The sequence below is a fragment of the Paracidovorax valerianellae genome, from assembly GCF_900102625.1.
GTDB lineage: Bacteria > Pseudomonadota > Gammaproteobacteria > Burkholderiales > Burkholderiaceae_C > Paracidovorax > Paracidovorax valerianellae.
This window is the reverse complement of record NZ_FMZC01000020.1, coordinates 1-18260: the sequence shown is the minus strand read 5'-3', so window position 1 is coordinate 18260 and position 18260 is coordinate 1. Positions and strand designations below refer to the sequence as shown.

The 18260-nt window shown below is 62.5% G+C and carries 16 protein-coding genes; 13 read left to right on the top strand and 3 right to left on the bottom strand.

Going from position 1 to position 18260, the window contains the following annotated elements:
* The first annotated feature begins 286 nt into the window (after window positions 1-286).
* Window positions 287-1327: a XopAP family type III secretion system effector gene (xopAP, locus tag BLT03_RS24940; protein WP_245711499.1), complete on the top strand. Its 1041-nt coding sequence runs from the start codon at window positions 287-289 to the stop codon at window positions 1325-1327.
* 375 nt (window positions 1328-1702) lie between these two features.
* Here the strand turns inward: xopAP and BLT03_RS24935 are convergent, their stop codons facing one another.
* Together BLT03_RS24935 and BLT03_RS21325 are read right to left on the bottom strand one after the other, a co-directional pair.
* Window positions 1703-1834 carry a diguanylate cyclase domain-containing protein gene (locus BLT03_RS24935; RefSeq protein ID WP_245711498.1) on the bottom strand — a complete coding sequence of 44 codons (132 nt, stop codon included), beginning with the start codon at window positions 1832-1834 and terminating at the stop codon, window positions 1703-1705.
* Window positions 1834-2469 carry a GntR family transcriptional regulator gene (locus tag BLT03_RS21325; RefSeq protein ID WP_092745791.1) on the bottom strand — a complete coding sequence of 212 codons (636 nt, stop codon included), beginning with the start codon at window positions 2467-2469 and terminating at the stop codon, window positions 1834-1836. The genes BLT03_RS24935 and BLT03_RS21325 overlap by 1 nt, the downstream gene beginning before the upstream one ends.
* A 123-nt stretch (window positions 2470-2592) precedes the next feature.
* On the opposite strand from BLT03_RS21325, the gene scpA reads away from it, so the two are divergent.
* The 11 genes from scpA (at window position 2593) to bioB (ending at window position 14659) form a co-directional block, all read left to right on the top strand.
* Window positions 2593-4758, top strand: coding sequence for a methylmalonyl-CoA mutase (scpA, locus tag BLT03_RS21320; protein WP_092745790.1), 2166 nt, complete (start codon window positions 2593-2595; stop codon window positions 4756-4758).
* A gap of 55 nt (window positions 4759-4813) precedes the next feature.
* A complete protein-coding gene (locus BLT03_RS21315; RefSeq protein ID WP_353615287.1) occupies window positions 4814-5278 on the top strand; it encodes a GNAT family N-acetyltransferase in 465 nt (154 codons plus the stop codon).
* Window positions 5275-6438, top strand: coding sequence for a methylmalonyl Co-A mutase-associated GTPase MeaB (gene meaB, locus BLT03_RS21310; protein WP_092745788.1), 1164 nt, complete (start codon window positions 5275-5277; stop codon window positions 6436-6438). Before BLT03_RS21315 ends, meaB begins: the two co-directional genes overlap by 4 nt.
* A gap of 33 nt (window positions 6439-6471) precedes the next feature.
* Entirely contained in the window at window positions 6472-8004 is a 1533-nt protein-coding gene (locus BLT03_RS21305) for an acyl-CoA carboxylase subunit beta (RefSeq protein WP_092745787.1), read from the top strand.
* Between the two features lie 44 nt (window positions 8005-8048).
* Complete coding sequence (locus BLT03_RS24170) at window positions 8049-8738, top strand: hypothetical protein (protein WP_139160478.1); 690 nt, start codon at window positions 8049-8051, stop codon at window positions 8736-8738.
* 5 nt (window positions 8739-8743) lie between these two features.
* Window positions 8744-9175 carry a WapI family immunity protein gene (locus tag BLT03_RS24165; RefSeq protein WP_139160477.1) on the top strand — a complete coding sequence of 144 codons (432 nt, stop codon included), beginning with the start codon at window positions 8744-8746 and terminating at the stop codon, window positions 9173-9175.
* Between the two features lie 95 nt (window positions 9176-9270).
* A complete protein-coding gene (locus BLT03_RS21300; RefSeq protein ID WP_092745786.1) occupies window positions 9271-9810 on the top strand; it encodes an NYN domain-containing protein in 540 nt (179 codons plus the stop codon).
* 82 nt (window positions 9811-9892) lie between these two features.
* Complete coding sequence (locus BLT03_RS21295) at window positions 9893-11941, top strand: acetyl-CoA carboxylase biotin carboxylase subunit (RefSeq protein WP_092745785.1); 2049 nt, start codon at window positions 9893-9895, stop codon at window positions 11939-11941.
* 19 nt (window positions 11942-11960) lie between these two features.
* The gene (locus BLT03_RS21290) at window positions 11961-12788 is read left to right on the top strand and encodes a YdcF family protein (protein WP_245711497.1); all 828 of its coding nucleotides are present in this window, start codon (window positions 11961-11963) and stop codon (window positions 12786-12788) included.
* Window positions 12789-12822: 34 nt separating this feature from the next.
* Complete coding sequence (locus tag BLT03_RS21285; protein ID WP_092745784.1) at window positions 12823-13302, top strand: VOC family protein; 480 nt, start codon at window positions 12823-12825, stop codon at window positions 13300-13302.
* 301 nt (window positions 13303-13603) lie between these two features.
* Window positions 13604-14659 (top strand): biotin synthase BioB, encoded by a 1056-nt coding sequence (bioB, locus tag BLT03_RS21280; RefSeq protein ID WP_092745783.1) that lies wholly within the window; start codon window positions 13604-13606, stop codon window positions 14657-14659.
* Between the two features lie 22 nt (window positions 14660-14681).
* On the opposite strand, the gene ligD is transcribed toward bioB, so the two are convergent.
* A complete protein-coding gene (gene ligD / locus BLT03_RS21275; protein ID WP_092745782.1) occupies window positions 14682-17255 on the bottom strand; it encodes a DNA ligase D in 2574 nt (857 codons plus the stop codon).
* Window positions 17256-17565: 310 nt separating this feature from the next.
* On the opposite strand from ligD, the gene BLT03_RS24160 reads away from it, so the two are divergent.
* On the top strand, window positions 17566-17952 hold the full coding sequence (locus BLT03_RS24160; RefSeq protein WP_175537827.1) for a VOC family protein: 387 nt from the start codon (window positions 17566-17568) through the stop codon (window positions 17950-17952).
* The last annotated feature ends 308 nt before the right edge of the window (window positions 17953-18260 follow it).

Sequence of the window (18260 nt, the reverse complement as noted above, 5' to 3'; positions counted from 1 at the left end):
ACGCATTTTCGCAGCCATGCCGCGTTGTTCGTACGGTCACGCATCGCAAAGCGGCATTTCGAATGAAATGACAGCATCAATCTTATTTGCGTGCTGTATGGTCTTGATCGTTTCTAATTTCGTGCTTTCAACCTCGATCGCGGCCACGGCAGCGCCCCGTTCGGTGGAGTTGCCCGGCCATGTGGGCCGTCCTACCGCACGAAGTCCTGTGCGCCAGAGCCTGGTGGGACCTCTGCATGGACTTTCCATAGATCGGCCGCCGCGTACCATCAGTGCTTCGGAGCCCATGCGAGCCCGTGTTGTGGCGCCTCCGGTCATCGACACGAAATCTGTCGATCTTGCCGAAGCTGTGTGGAGAGTCGATCTTCCGCACACCATTGGTGCGGCGAGGCGGCTGCGGGCCGGTGCTACGGAGGCTTTGCAGCGTGCCGTGCTGGAGAGCATGCTGGACTTTGCCGGGCAGGCTTATACCGTGGCTCCCGACGAGGTGACAGGCCGGAGCGGCATGCGTTTCGCCGCCGATAAATCCAGCTTGGCAACCAAATGCTGGGAGAGTGTTGAACATCCCAACGTCTTGGCCGTCGTCCTGGGTTTTGCCGGCACCCGCATGGACGACCCTGACGATCTGATGTGCGATCTCAAGTCCCAAATTCCCCGCGCTCATTCCAATCCACTATCCGCCGATCTGCCCAATCTGGGGCCGGTGGGCAGCGGATGGCAGGAGCGATGGCAAGCAGAGGCGCTCGCACCACGGCCCAACGGGCAGTGCCTTGCTGACCTCTTGATTCAATATGCCGATATGGCGCGGCAAAGTGGCAAAACGCTGTCGATTTCGGTGGTGGGCCACAGTCTTGGCGCGGCCGTCGCAACGCTGGCCAGTTTCGATATCGCACATTTCCTAGATGCCAACGGCGCATGCGGCAAGGTCAGCACCTATGCCTTCAATCCGCCGCGCCTGGGGACGGGGTCCGTCGTGGAGCAATACGCCGCGCCATCGGCCAACGGGGGAATGGCATTCACGCTGCGGCAGTTCACACGGGCCCTCGACCCCATCCAGTCTGTGCCGATGTTCATGCACCATCCAGGATGGGTCGATTCATCGCAGCCCGGCACCCATTGCGTTGAAAGCAATTCCCAGGTCGTGACGTATCAGGACCGCTGGGCAGATCGATTGAACCTGTCTGCCAACCACGAGCTGCCTCGATGGGAACCGGTGATCGCATCTTCCATGCGTAACAGCGATCTGGGAAAAATTTTCAATGCTCCTGACGGCCCATGGCCCGCGCAGCAGGGCGGAACGCCTGGATGGCTGGCGCCTATCGGTTGAACAGGTGCGACGGCGTGCCCGTGGCCGCCAGCGTTGCCTGCACCATGGGTTCTGCGCCGTTGAACCAGCGGCAATGGTCTTGCCGTTCTGCTTGGCCTCGTACATGGCATGGTCGGTCTGGCGCAGCAGCAGGTCGGGGGTGTCTCCGTCCAGCGGAAAGATGCTCAGACCGAGGTTCTCTGAAAACGACGCTTTGGCCACGCGATAGTGGCACAGGCTGGTGCCCTGCCTGCAGCAAGCGCGCCAGCAAAAGAGCGCAGTCGGCAGGTGACTGCGGCCCGCTCAGCAGCAGCACCATTTCGTCACCGCCAGCCGTGCCAGCATGTCTTCGGCACGCAGATGCGATTGGATGCGGCTGCCCACCTTGATGAGCAATTAGTAGTCGCCCGCGGCATGGCCGTGCTGGTCGTTCACCCGCTTGAAGCCATCCAAATCGCGGTAGCACAAGGCCAGCAGTTGCTGATGCGCTGCACGCGGGGGCGATGGCCAGCACCAGCGGTCGGCCATCAGGCGGCGGCCTGCAAGCCGTTCGAGAAGTGCTCTCGCATGGCCGACGCCGCCGCAGCTGCATCGCGCGCCTGCAGGGCGGCCAGGACCTCGCCGTGCTCGCGCAGCGACTCTTCGATGCGGCCCTGCTTGAGAAGCGAGTTGTGCCGGTTGAGCTTCATGACCTTGCGCAGGTCGGCCACCATCTGGTTGCGCCAGCGGTTGTCGGCCAGTTCCAGCACCCGCATGTGAAAGCGCTCGTTCACGGCGAAGAAGCGCTCGCGGTCGGCCACGTTGGCGGCCAGTTCGCGGTGCAGGCCTTCCAGTTCACGCAACTGCTCCGCCGTGGCGGTGGTGGCGACCACGCCGGCCGCGTCGCTCTCCAGCAAGGCCAACAGGTGATAGACATCGCGCAGGTCTTTGTCGGAGACTTCGGTGACGTAGGCACCGCGCCGTACCTTCATCGTCACCAGCCCTTCGGCCGCCAATACCTTGAGAGCCTCGCGCAGGGGCGTGCGGCTGATGCCGAATTCCTCGGCGATGCGCAGCTCGTCGATCCAGCTGCCGGGCTCCAGTTCACGCCGGAAGATGCGCTGGCGCAACTGTTCCGCCACCTCTTCATAGAGGGCGCGGGGGGTGAGGGTGGCGGCTGACATGGCGGGAATGTACCGCAGAAAAACTATAAATTAATAATTACGAATGGGTTAGACTCGCTGCACTTTGCCAAACCGTTGCAGCGCCGCCGCGCTTTTCTTGCCACCTGTGAAGCCTTCTTTGATATGAGCAGCAACACTCCGCACCCCTCTTTCGCCCCCGCAGACCTTGCCGCCTGGACGCGGGCTGCCGCCAAGTCGGCCCCCGGTGGCGATGTGGCGGCGCTGAACTGGGTGACGCCCGATGGCATCACGGTCAAGCCGCTCTATACGGCAGAAGATACTGCGGGCCTGCCTTACGCCAACACGCTGCCGGGCTTCGAGCCCTACCTGCGCGGCCCCCAGGCCACCATGTATGCCGTGCGGCCCTGGACGATCCGCCAATACGCCGGCTTTTCCACCGCCGAGGAATCGAACGCCTTCTACCGCAAGGCTCTGGCTGCCGGCGGGCAGGGCGTGAGCGTGGCGTTCGACCTGGCCACCCACCGCGGCTACGACAGCGACCACCCCCGCGTGACGGGCGACGTGGGCAAGGCCGGCGTGGCGATCGATTCGGTGGAGGACATGAAGATCCTCTTCGACCAGATCCCGCTCGACAAGGTGAGCGTCTCCATGACCATGAACGGGGCCGTGCTGCCCGTGCTGGCCGGCTACGTGGTCGCGGCGGAAGAGCAGGGCGTGAGCCAGGACAAGCTCTCGGGAACCATTCAGAACGACATTCTGAAAGAGTTCATGGTGCGCAACACCTACATCTATCCGCCCAAGCCTTCGATGCGGATCATCGGCGACATCATTGGCTACACGGCCAGGAACATGCCGAAGTTCAACTCCATCTCCATCAGCGGCTACCACATGCAGGAAGCCGGAGCCAACCAGGCGCTGGAGCTGGCCTTCACCCTGGCGGACGGCAAGGAATACGTGAAGACGGCGATTGCCTCGGGGCTGGACGTGGACGAATTCGCCGGGCGCCTGTCGTTCTTCTGGGCGATCGGCATGAACTTCTACCTCGAAGTGGCCAAGATGCGCGCTGCCCGCCTGCTGTGGTGCCGCATCATGAAAGAGACCGGCGCCAAAAACCCCAAGAGCCTGATGCTGCGCACGCACTGCCAGACCAGCGGCTGGAGCCTGACCGAGCAGGACCCCTACAACAACGTGGTGCGCACCACCATCGAGGCCATGGCCGCCGTGTTCGGCGGCACGCAGAGCCTGCACACCAATGCGCTGGACGAGGCCATCGCCCTGCCCACCGAGTTCTCGGCCCGCATCGCGCGCAACACCCAGCTCATCATCCAGGAAGAAACGCACATCACCAATGTGATCGACCCCTGGGCCGGCAGCTACATGATGGAAAAGCTCACGCAGGACATGGCCGACGCCGCGTGGACCATCATTGAAGAGGTCGAAGCCATGGGCGGCATGACGCAGGCCGTGGACAGCGGCTGGGCCAAGCTCAAGATCGAAGCCGCCGCCGCCGAAAAGCAGGCGCGCATCGACTCGGGCAAGGACGTGATCGTCGGCGTCAACAAATACAAGCTGAAAAAAGAAGACCCGGTCGACATCCTCCAGATCGACAACGTGAAGGTGCGCGACGGGCAGATCGCACGGCTCAAGGCCATTCGCGACAAGCGCGACGCCGCGCAGGTGCAGGCCGCGCTCGATGCGCTCGCCGCCGCGGCGGAAAGCGGCGAAGGCAACCTGCTCGACCTGGCCATCCGGGCCATGCGCCTGCGCGCCACGGTGGGCGAGGTGTCCGACGCGCTGGAAAAGATCTACGGACGCCACCGTGCCGACACACAGAAGGTGACGGGCGTGTATGCCGCCGCCTACGACTCGGCCGAGGGCTGGGAGCAGCTCAAGACCGAGATCAACGCTTTCGCCGAGGCCGAAGGCCGCCGCCCCCGCGTGATGATCGCCAAGCTCGGCCAGGACGGACACGACCGCGGCGCCAAAGTGGTAGCCACTGCGTTCGCCGACTTGGGGTTCGACGTGGACATGGGCCCGCTCTTCCAGACCCCCGAAGAATGCGCGCGGCAGGCCATCGAGAACGACGTGCACGCGGTGGGCGTTTCCACCCTGGCGGCCGGGCACAAGACGCTGGTGCCGGCCATCATCCAGTCGCTCAAGGACCAGGGCGCGGACGACATCATCGTCTTCGTGGGTGGCGTGATTCCTGCGCAGGACTACGACTTTCTGTACGAAGCGGGCGTGAAGGGCGTGTACGGCCCCGGCACGCCGATTCCTGCCAGCGCCAAGGACGTGCTGGAGCAGATTCGCAAGGCCTTCGCCGCATGACGACGGCGACCGTCGGCCGGGCGCGCGCGGCATGGCGCCGCCTGGAGGTGCCGCATTGACCGCCCCTGCTTTCACCTGGCATCCGGTGGCTGAAGCGGACTTCGAGTCCATGCTGGCGCTGCGCACCGCGGCCATGCGCGAAAGCCTGGAGCGCGTGGGCCGCTACACGCCCGAGCGTTCGCGCGAGCGGCTGCGCGCGGCTTTCACCCCCGAACACATGCGTCACCTGGTCGCACCCGACGGGCGGCGCATGGGCTTCGTGACCGTGCTGTCCGAGGGCGACCGGGCGCTGCGGCTGCAGCACCTGTACCTGCACCCCGACTGGCAGGGCGCCGGCGTGGGTGCGGCCGTGCTGGCCCAGGTGCAGGACCGGGCGCGGCGCGAAGGGGCCGTGCTGCGCGTGACCGCGCTGCAGCGCAGCGATGCCAACCGCTTCTACCAGCGCCACGGCTTCGTGCAGACCGGCGAGGAAGACGTGGACGTGCACTACGAGTGGCGGCCCGAAGGGTGGGCCGAATGAGCGTGCCGGTGCCTTCGTCCGCTTCTTCGCCGGTGCCTTCGCCCCATCGGCAACCTTCTGGCGGCGGCTGGCTCGACGGCATCCTGCACGGCGCCGAGGCCGTCCAGCGCCGGGCCATGTCCAAGGCGATCACGCTGCTGGAATCGACCCGGGCCGACCACCGCGCGCAGGGCGACGAGCTGCTCACCGCCTTGCTGCCGCACACCGGCCAATCGTTTCGCCTAGGGATCAGCGGCGTGCCGGGCGTGGGCAAATCCACCTTCATCGAGGTGCTGGGCCTGCACCTGATCGGGCTGGGCCACCGTGTGGCGGTGCTCACCATCGACCCGTCATCCACCGTGTCGGGCGGCTCCATCCTGGGCGACAAGACGCGCATGGAGCAGTTGTCCATGCACGAGAAAGCCTACATCCGTCCCAGTCCGTCGAGCGGCACGTTGGGTGGCGTGGCCGAAAAGACGCGCGAGGCCATGCTGGTGTGCGAGGCCGCCGGCTACGACATCGTCATGGTCGAAACCGTGGGCGTGGGCCAGAGCGAGATCGCCGTGGCCGGCATGACCGACATGTTCGTGCTGCTGCAGCTGCCCAACGCCGGCGACGACCTGCAGGCCATCAAAAAGGGCGTGATGGAGATCGCCGATCTGGTGGTGATCAACAAGGCCGACATCGACCCGCACGCCGCCACCCGCGCCGAGGCGCAGATCACCTCCAGCCTGCGGCTTTTGAGCCAGCACGGCAACCCCGAGCGCTCGCTGGGCCATCCTCGCCATCCTGCGGTGGCTCCGGATGGCCATGCCATGGGTCATGCCCCTGGCCATGCTGCCAATGCGCCGGCCGACGCCGGCCCCTGGCAACCCAAGGTGCTGCAGATCAGCGCGCTGCAGGGCAAAGGCCTGGACGCCTTCTGGGCTGCCGTCAGCCAGTTCCGCACGCTGCAGACCGCCAACGGCCGGCTGGCGCGCCGCCGCGAGAAGCAGTCCCTGTCCTGGATGTGGGAGCGCATCGAGGCGGGCCTTCGCCACGCGTTTCGGCAGCACCCCGAGGTGCGGGCGCTGCTGCCCACGCTGCAGGCCGACGTGGCGGCGGGGCGCATCGCGGCCTCCACTGCAGCACGAAATCTGCTCGCAGCGCAAGAAAATCAACGGCAGGTAGCTATTAAATAGATAGCAAAAGAATCATCACCGAAAGAGCGACCCATGCAAGACATCCTTGAACAACTGGAGCAAAAGCGCGAACTCGCGCGCCAGGGCGGCGGGCAAAAGCGCATCGACGCGCAGCACAAGAAGGGCAAGCTGACCGCGCGCGAGCGCATCGAACTGCTGCTGGACGACGGCACGTTCGAGGAATGGGACATGTTCGTCGAGCACCGCTGCACCGACTTCGGCATGCAGGACAACCGCCCGCCGGGCGACGGCGTGGTGACCGGTTACGGAATGATCAACGGCCGGCTGGTGTTCGTCTTCAGCCAGGATTTCACGGTGTTCGGCGGCGCGTTGAGCGAAACGCATGCCGAGAAGATCTGCAAGGTGATGGACCAGGCCATGAAGGTGGGCGCGCCCGTCATCGGCATCAATGACTCGGGCGGTGCGCGCATCCAGGAAGGCGTGGCCTCGCTCGGCGGTTACGCCGACGTGTTCCAGAAGAACGTGCTGGCCAGCGGCGTGGTGCCGCAGATCAGCATGATCATGGGCCCCTGCGCCGGCGGCGCGGTGTACTCGCCCGCCATGACCGACTTCATCTTCATGGTGAAGGACTCGAGCTACATGTTCGTCACCGGCCCCGAGGTGGTGAAGACCGTCACCCATGAAGAGGTGACCGCCGAGGAACTGGGCGGCGCCGGCACCCACACCACGCGCAGCGGCGTGGCCGACATGGCGTTCGAGAACGATGTCGAGGCGCTGATGATGCTGCGCCGGCTGTACAACTACCTGCCGCTCAACAACCGCGAAAAGCCACCCGTTCGCCCCAGCAACGATCCGGCCGACCGCATGGACATGAGCCTTGACACGCTGGTGCCTGAAAACCCCAACAAGCCCTACGACATGAAGGAGCTGATCGTCAAAGTGGTAGACGACGGCGATTTCTTCGAACTGCAGCCGGACTACGCCAAGAACATCGTCATCGGCCTGGCGCGCATGGAAGGGCAGACCGTGGGCATCGTCGCCAACCAGCCGCTGGTGCTGGCCGGCTGCCTGGACATCAAATCGAGCATCAAGGCCGCGCGCTTCGTGCGCTTTTGCGATGCCTTCAACATTCCGGTCGTCACCTTCGTGGACGTGCCCGGCTTCATGCCCGGCACCAGCCAGGAATACGGCGGCATCATCAAGCATGGCGCCAAGCTGCTCTACGCGTATGCCGAGTGCACGGTGCCGAAGGTCACCGTCATCACCCGCAAGGCCTACGGCGGCGCCTACGACGTGATGAGCTCCAAGCACTTGCGCGGCGACGTCAACCTGGCCTGGCCCAACGCCGAGATCGCGGTGATGGGCGCCAAGGGTGCGGTGGAGATCATCTTCCGCGAAGACAAGAACGACCCCGCCAAGCTCGCCGCACGCGAGGCCGAATACAAGAAGCGCTTCGCCAACCCCTTCGTCGCCAGCGCCCGCGGCTTCATCGACGACGTGATCCTGCCGCACGAAACCCGCAAGCGCATCTGCCGCAGTCTGGTGATGCTCCAAGGCAAGAAGCTGGAGAACCCTTGGCGCAAGCACGGGAACATCCCGCTGTAATTGCGTTAGAAATATAAATACATAAAACCAAGGGGAGCATGCGAATGAAAGATTCAGAGGAAGAGCCCGGCAGATCAATTCAACATGCGATTCCGCCGGGTGTTACCGATGCTTTTGAAATTCGTCCGCCATCCGTGCCTAAATCTGCAAACGCAATTATTGATGAGCAGATGGGTGGGTGCATTGGATATGTGCACGAGGGTGCGCGTGGGGTATGGAATATTTACAACGGAATGGGGGATCAAGTCGCGATTGAAGAGCTTCCGTTAGAAGCGTCTCCTATCGATCCCCTGGATGTTCTGATTCTCGGCGGTATTGTTTTCAAAATAGGCAGGTGGGGGTGGCTGGCCCGTAAAAACGGTAGTGCAGTTGCAGCAGTGACATCTGCTGGTACTGCTGTGATGCAGCGGTTTGTAAAACTGCTTCGAACCAAATTATTGGCGCCGCAAGCGAGGCAAATTAAATTCACGGAAACAGCTGCAAGGCATATGGCTGAGCCTGGGCGCTATGTGCCCATTCACATCCTGGCGGCAGCTATCAGATTTGGAACAAGAAAAATCGACCCACAAGGAGCAAAAGGCCTTTTCATGTATCGCATTGAAATGATGAAGCTCCGTAAAACCAAGGTAATGATCAATGGGCGTGCTGAAATCAGGTATATCCCGCAGAAATATAACTTGGAAGTAGTCGTGAGAGAGTCGGACTGGACTGTTATGCACTTTCTTTATAAGTAATAATCATGCTGAATATTGATTTCGACAATTTGAATTTCAGCATGCAGCCTATTGCGCGCCAGACTGAAGCGGGCGGCGGTCCTTATATGGACTGGTTGAAGATGGAAATAAAAGTCACAGAGAATGATTTTTATGGAAAAGTCAATTGGCTCGTGATGCCTGCCGAAATTGAAAAATTTAAAAACTCACTTTCACATGCATATCAAGTATTGATCGCGGGGGGTGGAAAAATAAATCCCTTCGAACTCTCGGGTGTCGAGCCTAATTTTTCGATGTTGATCACTGTGGCGAATCCTTGGGGGCATCTATTTGTCCAATACACGTTGAAAGATTCTCCCGATGGTCCGACCCTAAATGGTTCGTTTGGAATTGATCAAAGTTATCTCCCTCAATGGATCGCCGACTTGGAAGATTTGCTGAAATTTCCAGCTCAGTAGCTTTTTACGGAATTGCCTATGTTTAACTCGTTGTTGGTTGCAGCCCATAGTGAAGTGCCACGCCGCGTGCAATTAGTCGCCGCCCTGGAAACCGCATGAAAACCGTCTGGATTGTCGATGGCGCATATCTCTTCAACTACGGCAAGGGCCGGCCCTTCGATTACCTGAAGCTGAAGAACGAGATCACCCGCCTGAACGGCGGGCCGATCCGCGAGAGCTATTACCTGAACTCGGCCAGCGACCCGGCGACGGACGCGCAGAACGCGTTTCACTCCTGGATCAAGACCGCGCCGCCCATCGGCCCGAAGTTTCGAGTGCAGCTCTACAAGCTCAAGAAAATGCATGCGCATTGCCCCAACTGCAGCCACCAGTTCGACCGGTCGGTGCAAAAGGGCGTGGACGTGGGCATTGCCACGCTGATCATCAAGCTGGCGGCCCAGAACGTTTATGACCGGCTGATTCTTTCCGCGGGCGATGGCGACTTCGAAGACGCCATTTCGTACGTGAAATCCGAGCTGCACAAGGAGGTTTGGGTGTCCGGCTCCACGGCCAACCTGTCGCCCGATCTGCAGTCGTACTCGGACAACGTGCTCTGGATGGAAGACATGAGCCCGGCCATCGACAGGAACTCATGAGCTCTTGAGCATTGCCCCGCCAGAAGCACCAGTACCGGCACCACCCGCCAGAACCCCTCCATTTCTCCAGATTTCCAGCACTATGTTCACCAAAATCCTGATCGCCAATCGCGGCGAAATTGCGTGCAGAGTCATCGCCACCGCCAAGAAGATGGGCATCGCCACCGTGGCGGTGTACTCCGATGCGGACAAGGAGGCGCGCCACGTGAAGCTGGCCGATGAGGCCGTGCACATTGGCGCGGCGCCCAGCCGCGAGAGCTACCTGCAGGCCGACCGCATCATTGCCGCCTGCAAGCAGACCGGCGCGCAGGCGGTGCACCCGGGCTATGGCTTTCTTTCCGAGAACGAGTCATTTGCCAAGCGGGTGGAGGAAGAGGGCATCGTCTTCATTGGCCCCAAGCACTATTCCATTGCCGCCATGGGCGACAAGATCGCCTCCAAGAAGCTGGCGAACGAGGCCAAGGTCAGCACCATTCCGGGCTGGAACGACGCCATCGAGTCGGCCGAGCGCGCGGTGGAGATCGCCCGGGACATCGGCTACCCCGTGATGATCAAGGCGTCTGCCGGCGGCGGCGGCAAGGGCCTGCGTGTAGCCTACAGCGACAAGGAGGCCCTGGAGGGCTTCACGTCGTGCCGCAACGAGGCGCGCAACAGCTTCGGCGACGACCGCATCTTCATCGAGAAATTCGTGCAGGAGCCGCGCCACATCGAGATTCAGGTGCTGGGCGACAGCCAGGGCAACGTGATCTACCTGAACGAGCGCGAATGCTCCATCCAGCGCCGCCATCAAAAGGTGATCGAAGAGGCGCCGTCGCCCTTCATCAGCGACGCGACCCGCAAGGCCATGGGCGAGCAGGCGGTGGCGCTGGCCAAGGCGGTGAAGTACCAGAGCGCCGGCACGGTGGAATTCGTGGTCGGCAAGGACCAGGATTTTTACTTTCTGGAGATGAACACGCGCCTGCAGGTGGAGCACCCGGTGACCGAATGCATCACCGGCCTTGACCTAGTCGAGCTGATGATCCGCGTGGCCGCCGGCGAGCCACTGCCGCTGACGCAGTCCGACGTCAAGCGAGATGGCTGGGCCATCGAGTGCCGCATCAATGCCGAAGACCCGTTCCGCAACTTTCTGCCGTCTACCGGTCGCCTGGTGCGCTTTCAGCCGCCGGAGGAATCGATGTTCCAGGCCGACACGACCAAAAAGCTGGGCGTGCGCGTGGACACGGGTGTGTACGAAGGCGGGGAGATCCCGATGTATTACGACTCGATGATCGCCAAGCTCATCGTGCACGGGCAGGACCGCGACGACGCCATCCACAAGATGCGCGCCGCGCTGAACGGCTTCGTGATCCGCGGCGTGGGCAGCAACATCCCTTTCCAGGCAGCGCTGCTGGCGCACCCGCGCTTCGTGGCGGGCGACTTCAACACGGGCTTCATCGCCGAGAACTACAGCCAGGGCTTTGCCGCCGAGGACGTGCCGCACGACGACCCGCTCTTCCTGGTCGCCCTGGCCGCGTACATGAACCGCCGCTACCGCGCGCGCGCTTCGGGCATCAGCGGGCAACTGGCCGGGCACAACGTGAAGGTGGGCGAGCAGTTCGTGGTGGTGGTGATGGGGCACGAAGGCCGCAACGAGCACCATGCCGTGTCGGTGACCGACTTTCAAGACAAATCGGGCTCCAGCGCAGTATCGGTGGGCGGTAGTAGCTATCAAATTAGTAGCGCAGCCACATTGGGTCAGATCCGCGTGCAGGGGCAGTGCAACGGCGCCGGCTTCACGGCCCAGGTCGAACGCGGCACGGCCCGCAACCCGCTGGCCCTGCGCATCGCACACAACGGCACGCAGATCGACGCCATCGTGCTGTCTCCGCTGGGCGCGCGCCTGCACCAGCTCATGCCCTACAAGGCGCCGCCGGACCTCAGCAAGTTTCTGCTGTCGCCCATGCCTGGCTTGCTGGTCGATGTGGCGGTGCAGCCGGGGCAGACGGTGCAGGCCGGAGAAAAGCTCGCGGTGATCGAGGCCATGAAGATGGAGAACATTCTGTTCGCCACCCAGGATGGCGTGGTGGGCAAGGTGGTCGCCAACAAGGGCGAATCGCTGGCGGTGGACCAGGTGATCATGGAATTTCAATGAAGTCGACCTGCGCGTGACCGTGGGCGACACTGCGTCGGCTAGGCCGACCGCGCCGGCTCAGCGCTGGCCGTGGCTGCGCGCTGCATGCGTGGCGGCAGGCGCCGTGTTGCTGGCCGATGGCCTGGTCCTGATGGCCATGGGATTGTTCTCCGTGGGTGTGACGGTGCCTGGCGCATTGGGCCTCGCGCTTTGCCTGCTGGCGTGGCGCTGGCACCGCGTTCATTCGTGGCTGGCCCGTGCGCGCTGGCGCAGGCCGCTGTGGCGAGCCTTTTGGGCGCTGCTGCTGGCGTGGATGGTCAGCGTGGGCTTGTTCTGGAATGCGCTGGCCGGGCAGGTGCGCGCCTTCGATGGCGCAGCCGCCGCTGCGGTCCCGCAGGCGATTGTCGTGCTGGGCAGTGGCACACCCGACGGCCAGCCCTCTCCGGCGCTGCGCGCCCGCCTGGACAAGGCCCGCGAACTGGCAGCGGTGCACCCTCAAGCCTGGGTCGTGGTGTCGGGCGGTGTGGACTTCGGCGAAACGCTGAGCGAAGGGCAGGTGATGGGCGATTACCTGCGGGCACAAGGCATGCCGGCCGGGCGCATCCTGCAAGAAGAGCGCAGCACCAGCACCGAACTGAATCTGCGCTACAGCCTGCCACTGCTGGAGGGCAAGGGCCTCGGCCTGGACGCGCCCATGGTGGTGGTGACCAGTGACTTCCATACCGTGCGCGCCCAGCGCATCGCCCGAAAGATCGGCTTCACCCATTCCATCGCCGCGCCAGCGCCAACGCCGCTGTACCTGCGCTACAACGCATGGCTGCGGGAATACTTCGCCACGGCCAGCAGTTGGGTGCTGGGTGAGCTTTGACCTCTGAAATTTTTCCATCGTTGAGACCATTGCCATGAACGACACCGTATCTCCCCGTCCCTTCAAAGTGCTGGGCATTCAGCAAGTCGCCATCGGCGGCACCGACAAGGAGCGCATGAAGGCGCTGTGGGTGGACATGCTGGGCCTGGAGCAGACCGGCACCTTCCGCAGTGAGCGCGAGAACGTCGACGAGGACATCCTCGCCATGGGCCGTGGTGCGTACGCGGTCGAGGTGGACCTGATGCAGCCGCTGGACTTGGAGAAAAAACCAGCGGTGCACACCACGCCGCTGAACCACATCGGGCTCTGGATCGACGACCTGCCGCGCGCGGTGGAATGGCTCACAGCGCAGGGCGTGCGGTTTGCCCCGGGCGGCATTCGCAAAGGCGCTGCGGGCCATGACATCACCTTCTTGCACCCCAAGTCGAATGACGAGTTTCCGATTGCAGGCGAGGGCGTGTTGATCGAACTGGTGCAGGCGCCTGCAGAGGTGATTGCCGCGCTGGGTGAATAAAAGCGGTCATCTCCAGACCGTGGAGGAATGCACTGAGGCAGGTTTGCCAGCAGATCGCGGCGCTTTCGCGGCAAAAGGCAGCAGCGATTTTTTTGTGCTTTTATCACCCCGCCAACTTCGGTAAATGGCCAGGAACTTCGTCCAATCTTACGGAGGACTTGGGCGCAGATAACGACACTGTCCGGCATCCGTATTTCTGAAGCCGTGGCCTGGATTTGCGCAGCGGGCTCCTTCAGAATCGGCCCCTTCGCGGACGGCAGTCAACGGCCGGACCGCAGACTTGAGAAAAGAAAGGGCCCCCATGCAAACCGTGATCGAACCGACCTCCGCTGCGGCGAAAGCCGTGCAAATTCACCGCCGTCCCTCTGCGCCGCAGGCCGCAGGGCCGTGGTCTGTCGAGGCCATTCAGGCCTTGCTGGACAAGCCGTTCATGGACCTGCTGTTCCAGGCGCAAAGCGTGCATCGCGAGCACTGGCCTGCGGGCGATATCGAGCTGGCCACCTTGCTTTCGGTGAAAACCGGCGGCTGCCCCGAGAACTGCGGCTATTGCCCGCAGTCGGCCGAGTTCGACACCGGCGTGAAAGCCGAAAAGCTGATGAGCGTGCAAGAAGTGACCGCCGCTGCGCAGGCCGCGAAGGACGCTGGCGCCACCCGCTTTTGCATGGGCGCCGCCTGGCGTGCCCCCAAGGACCGCGACATCGAAAAGGTGAGCGAACTGATCGGCGCCGTCAAAGGCCTGGGCATGCAGACCTGCGCCACCCTGGGCATGCTGGAATCGCACCAGGCCCTGGCGTTGAAAGACGCCGGGCTCGACTACTACAACCACAACCTGGACACCGCCCCCGAGTACTACACCGACGTGGTGAGCACCCGGGCCTACCAGGACCGGCTCGACACGCTGCAGCATGTGCGCAGCGCCGGCATCAGCGTGTGCTGCGGCGGCATCGTGGGCATGGGCGAGGCGCCGGTGCACCGCGCTGGCCTGATTGCCCAGTTGGCCAACTTGAGTCCGTATCCCGAGTCGGTGCCCATCAACAGCCTGGTGCGCGTGCCAGGCACGCCGCTGGCCGACAGCGAGCCGGTGGACCCACTGGATTTCGTGCGCATGATCGCGGTGGCGCGTATCACCATGCCCAAGGCGCGCGTGCGGCTTTCGGCTGGCCGGCAGCAGATGGGCGAAGCGGTGCAGGCGCTGTGCTTCATGGCGGGGGCCAACTCCATCTTCTACGGGGACAAGCTGCTGGTCACCGGCAACCCTGAAAGCGAAGCCGACGCACAACTGCTGGCGAAACTGGGATTGCGCGGCCACCGCACCACCCGCACGGAAGAGCACGAGCTGTCATTGCAGGGCCAGTGAGGCCGCCGACCGCTGTGCCGCGCTACGAAGGCTTTGGCGTGTATTGCAGAAGGCGCATGGCGCTGGCGATCGATACCGCCGCGCCGTCGTAGCCATCCCACGGTGAGTTGCCGGCGCGCAGCCGCTCGTCGACGTTGCGCACCGTCCATTGCGTGCTGCTGGTCAGCGTGTCCAGTTCCTTCCACGCCAGGGGCACGGAAATGCCCAGGCCCGGCCGTGAGCGAGCGGACCAGGCGCTGACCGTGGTGGCACTCAGCCCGTTGCGCAGGTAGTCCACGAAGACCTTGCCGACCCGGTTGCGCGGGCCACTCTTGGCCACGAACAGCGCGGGAATGGTGCGGGCCATGTGCTGCACGATGGCTTGCGAAAACCCTTTGACCGTGTCCCAGTCGTGCCGCCGCTGGATCGGCACCACCACATGCAGGCCCTTGCCACCGCTGGTCTTGAGGAACGCGGGCAGGCCGAGTTCGGTCAGCATGACGCGCATCAGCGTGGCGGCTTCCAGCATGCGGTCCCAACGCAGTCCTTCGCCAGGGTCGAGGTCGAACGTCATGCGGTCGGGCCGGTCGATGCGGTCCTTCCGGGCGTTCCAGGTGTGGAACTCCAGCGTGTTCATCTGCGCGGCGGCCAGCAGCCCTTGAGGCTCGGCCACTTCCAGCAACGGCGGGTGGTCGGGGTACAGCGAGGCCTTGAGCGGCTGCACGCCTTGCAGATTGCTCTGCTCCTGGTGCCGCTGGAAGAACAGTTCGCCCCCCACGCCTGCCGGCGCGCGCACGAGCGAGACGGGGCGGTCCTGCAGGTGTTCCATCATCAGCGGCGCCACCAGCGCGTAGTAGCGCACCACCTCGATCTTGGTGATGCCCGAAGAGGGGTCGATGACGCGATCGCCATGGGTCACGCGCAGCTTGTCGGAGCCCTCCGCAGACGCGGCCGCACGCGTTTTCCTGGCCAGGGCTTTAGTGGGAAGAGGGCGCTCGTGCACGATGGCCGAGGCAGGCTTGTCGTCCCGCAGGCCGCGAAACACGGCATGCCGAATGCGCTCGCTGTGCGTCCAACTGGCAAAGGCGACCTCCGCCAGCAGTTCGGGCCGCACCCAGTGCACCTTTCCCGCACCTTTGGCCGGGTTGGCGAACGGGCTCTTCGGCGTAACCAGCCCGCCCAGGCGCTCGCTCAGTTCCATCAGGCTGCGCTCGTTGAACCCGGTGCCGACGTTGCCCACGTAGCGCAGGCTGCCGTCGTCGTCCTGCACCCCCAATAGCAGCGCGCCGATGCCGGTGCGCGACCCTTTCGGCTCGGTATAGCCGCCGATCACGAACTCCTGGCGCTGGCCGCATTTCAGCTTGATCCAGTCGGCGTTGCGGTGCGACACGTAGGGCGCGCTCTTGCGCTTGCCGATGACGCCTTCGAAGCCCAGCCGGCAGGCCGATGCGATCAGTTGTCCGGGCGCTGCGTCGAACGCCTCGCTGAAGCGCACCATCTGCCCTTGCGCATCGGGAATGATGGCGCGCAGGGCTTCGCGCCGCTCGGTCACGGGCCGCTCGCGCAAATCTTCGCCATTCAGGAAGGGCAGGTCGAACGCGTAGAACACCAACCCTTCGGCGCCACCCGCTTCAAAGGCGTTCTGCAGCGCCTGGAAGTCCGGCATGCCATGGCGGTCCATCACCACGATTTCGCCGTCGATCCAGCCAGTGTCAATGGGAAGCTCCTTCAGCGCCTGGGCGAGGCGCGGCATCTTGGCGACCCAGTCGTTGCCGTTGCGGGTAAAGAGCTTCACCTCGCCGTGGTCGATGCGTGCCAGCAATCGGTAGCCATCGAACTTGAGTTCGAACATCCATTCAGACAGGTCCGGCGGCGGGCCCTGGACCAACGTGGCGAGCTGCGGGCTGAGCGTGGCGGGGAGGGCGCTTTTCGCAGGTTTTGAGGATGCTGTGGCCTTGCTCTTCTTGGCCGCCTTCACCGCCTTTGTTGCCTTGGCTGGGGCGTCGCCCCCGTCTTTTGTCTGGGCAGAGGTGGTGGGCAGATCCGGCAGGGCGCCGACGCTGTCCGGCAGGGCTTCCACCACGTTGAATTCATGGACAGCGCGCTCCAGGCCGTCGTGCTCCTTGATCAACAGCCAGGCCGGCTGGCGCTCTTCCTGCCCCCCGCGCGGGCGCATGCGCACCAGCGTCCAGCGGCCATGCAATTTGTGGCCGTGGATCTCGAACTTGAGCTTGCCTGCGCGGTACCCCTTTACCGGGTCTTCCAGCGGCACCCAATAACCTTTGTCCCAGATGATGACCTTGCCCGCACCGTACTGCTTCGCAGGAATCTGCCCTTCGAATCGGTTGTAGGCGATGGGGTGGTCTTCCACCTGAACGGCCATGCGCTTGTCGGCAGGGTCGTAACTCGGGCCCTTGGGCACGGCCCAGCTTTTCATGGTGCCCTCCAGTTCCAGCCGCAGGTCGTAATGCAGCCGGGTGGCCCAGTGCTTGTGGATCACGTACCGCAGCGCATCGGCCGGCGCCACGGCGCCGCCGCGTGGCTCGGGGGTGATCGAAAAGTCGCGTTTCTGTTCGTAAAGCGCGAGGGCGGCGGGAGATTTGGAGGATCTGGCCATGGTGTGGGGTGCGGGCACGGATGGCAAACCCGTTTGGTTCGCTGAGTCGGTGATCAGTGAAAGTTAGCAGCGGCGCTGATGGCCGGGTTGTAGGAAGCGGGCGCAACGCTCCTCTACCGGGTGTCCAGGAGCATGATCGTGCAGAGGCTGTTTGTGCTTTGATGGAATAAAGCTGCAACAAGTCAACTTGTACTATTGGGCACCTGATAGATAATCAGTTTCAATACTGTTTGATGCTGTAAGGCGCTAAATCGAAATTAAGCTTGAGTGCTGCAGTATTTTTCATGTCGCTCGATATTAAGGAGACGCTTTGTCTGTGATGTATTTTAATATCCCCATTAAAAAGGTCAAACTGGCGGACAGTCATCATTTCTACAAAACAATTTTAGGATTTGACCGCGAACACGAAGGTGCATTATTCAATGCTTATTATCAAAATGTTGGAATTTCTTTTTTCTTCGAGAAAAATGCTGGAAGAGCCGAAAGCTGTTACCTGTCTTTTTGGGTCGAGAACAATCTCCCCACCGTGGCGAATCGAATAAGGCAAAAAGGGGTTCGCGTTGATCTGGTCGCTGACATGCTGGAGCGGCATTACACCATTCGTTTGAACGACCCTTCGGGAAATTTGATTCAAATATCCAGTCGAACATTGCAAGACGATAACGAAGAAGTTTTCGACACCTCCATTGTTGATTAAATATTCGGTTTCTTTGATTCGGAAGTCAGTTTTCGATTTTTATTAATTTGGCATTTAATGAAATTAAGTAATTACACCTATTGATTTGATGGAAATAAATTGGTATCCATTTGGTATTACATTTTGAGTCAAAACGGTAGTAAGTGAAAAGACGTAAGGAGATATGATCCTCCACACCATTACCGTTACAAATCCGGCATGGCCGGCATCCTTCCATGACACGCCGAGTCACCATCCAGACGCCCCTGGGCGAGCAGTTGCAGTTTCGCCAGCTGCAGGGCAAAGAAGCGCTGAGCGAGCTGTTTTCC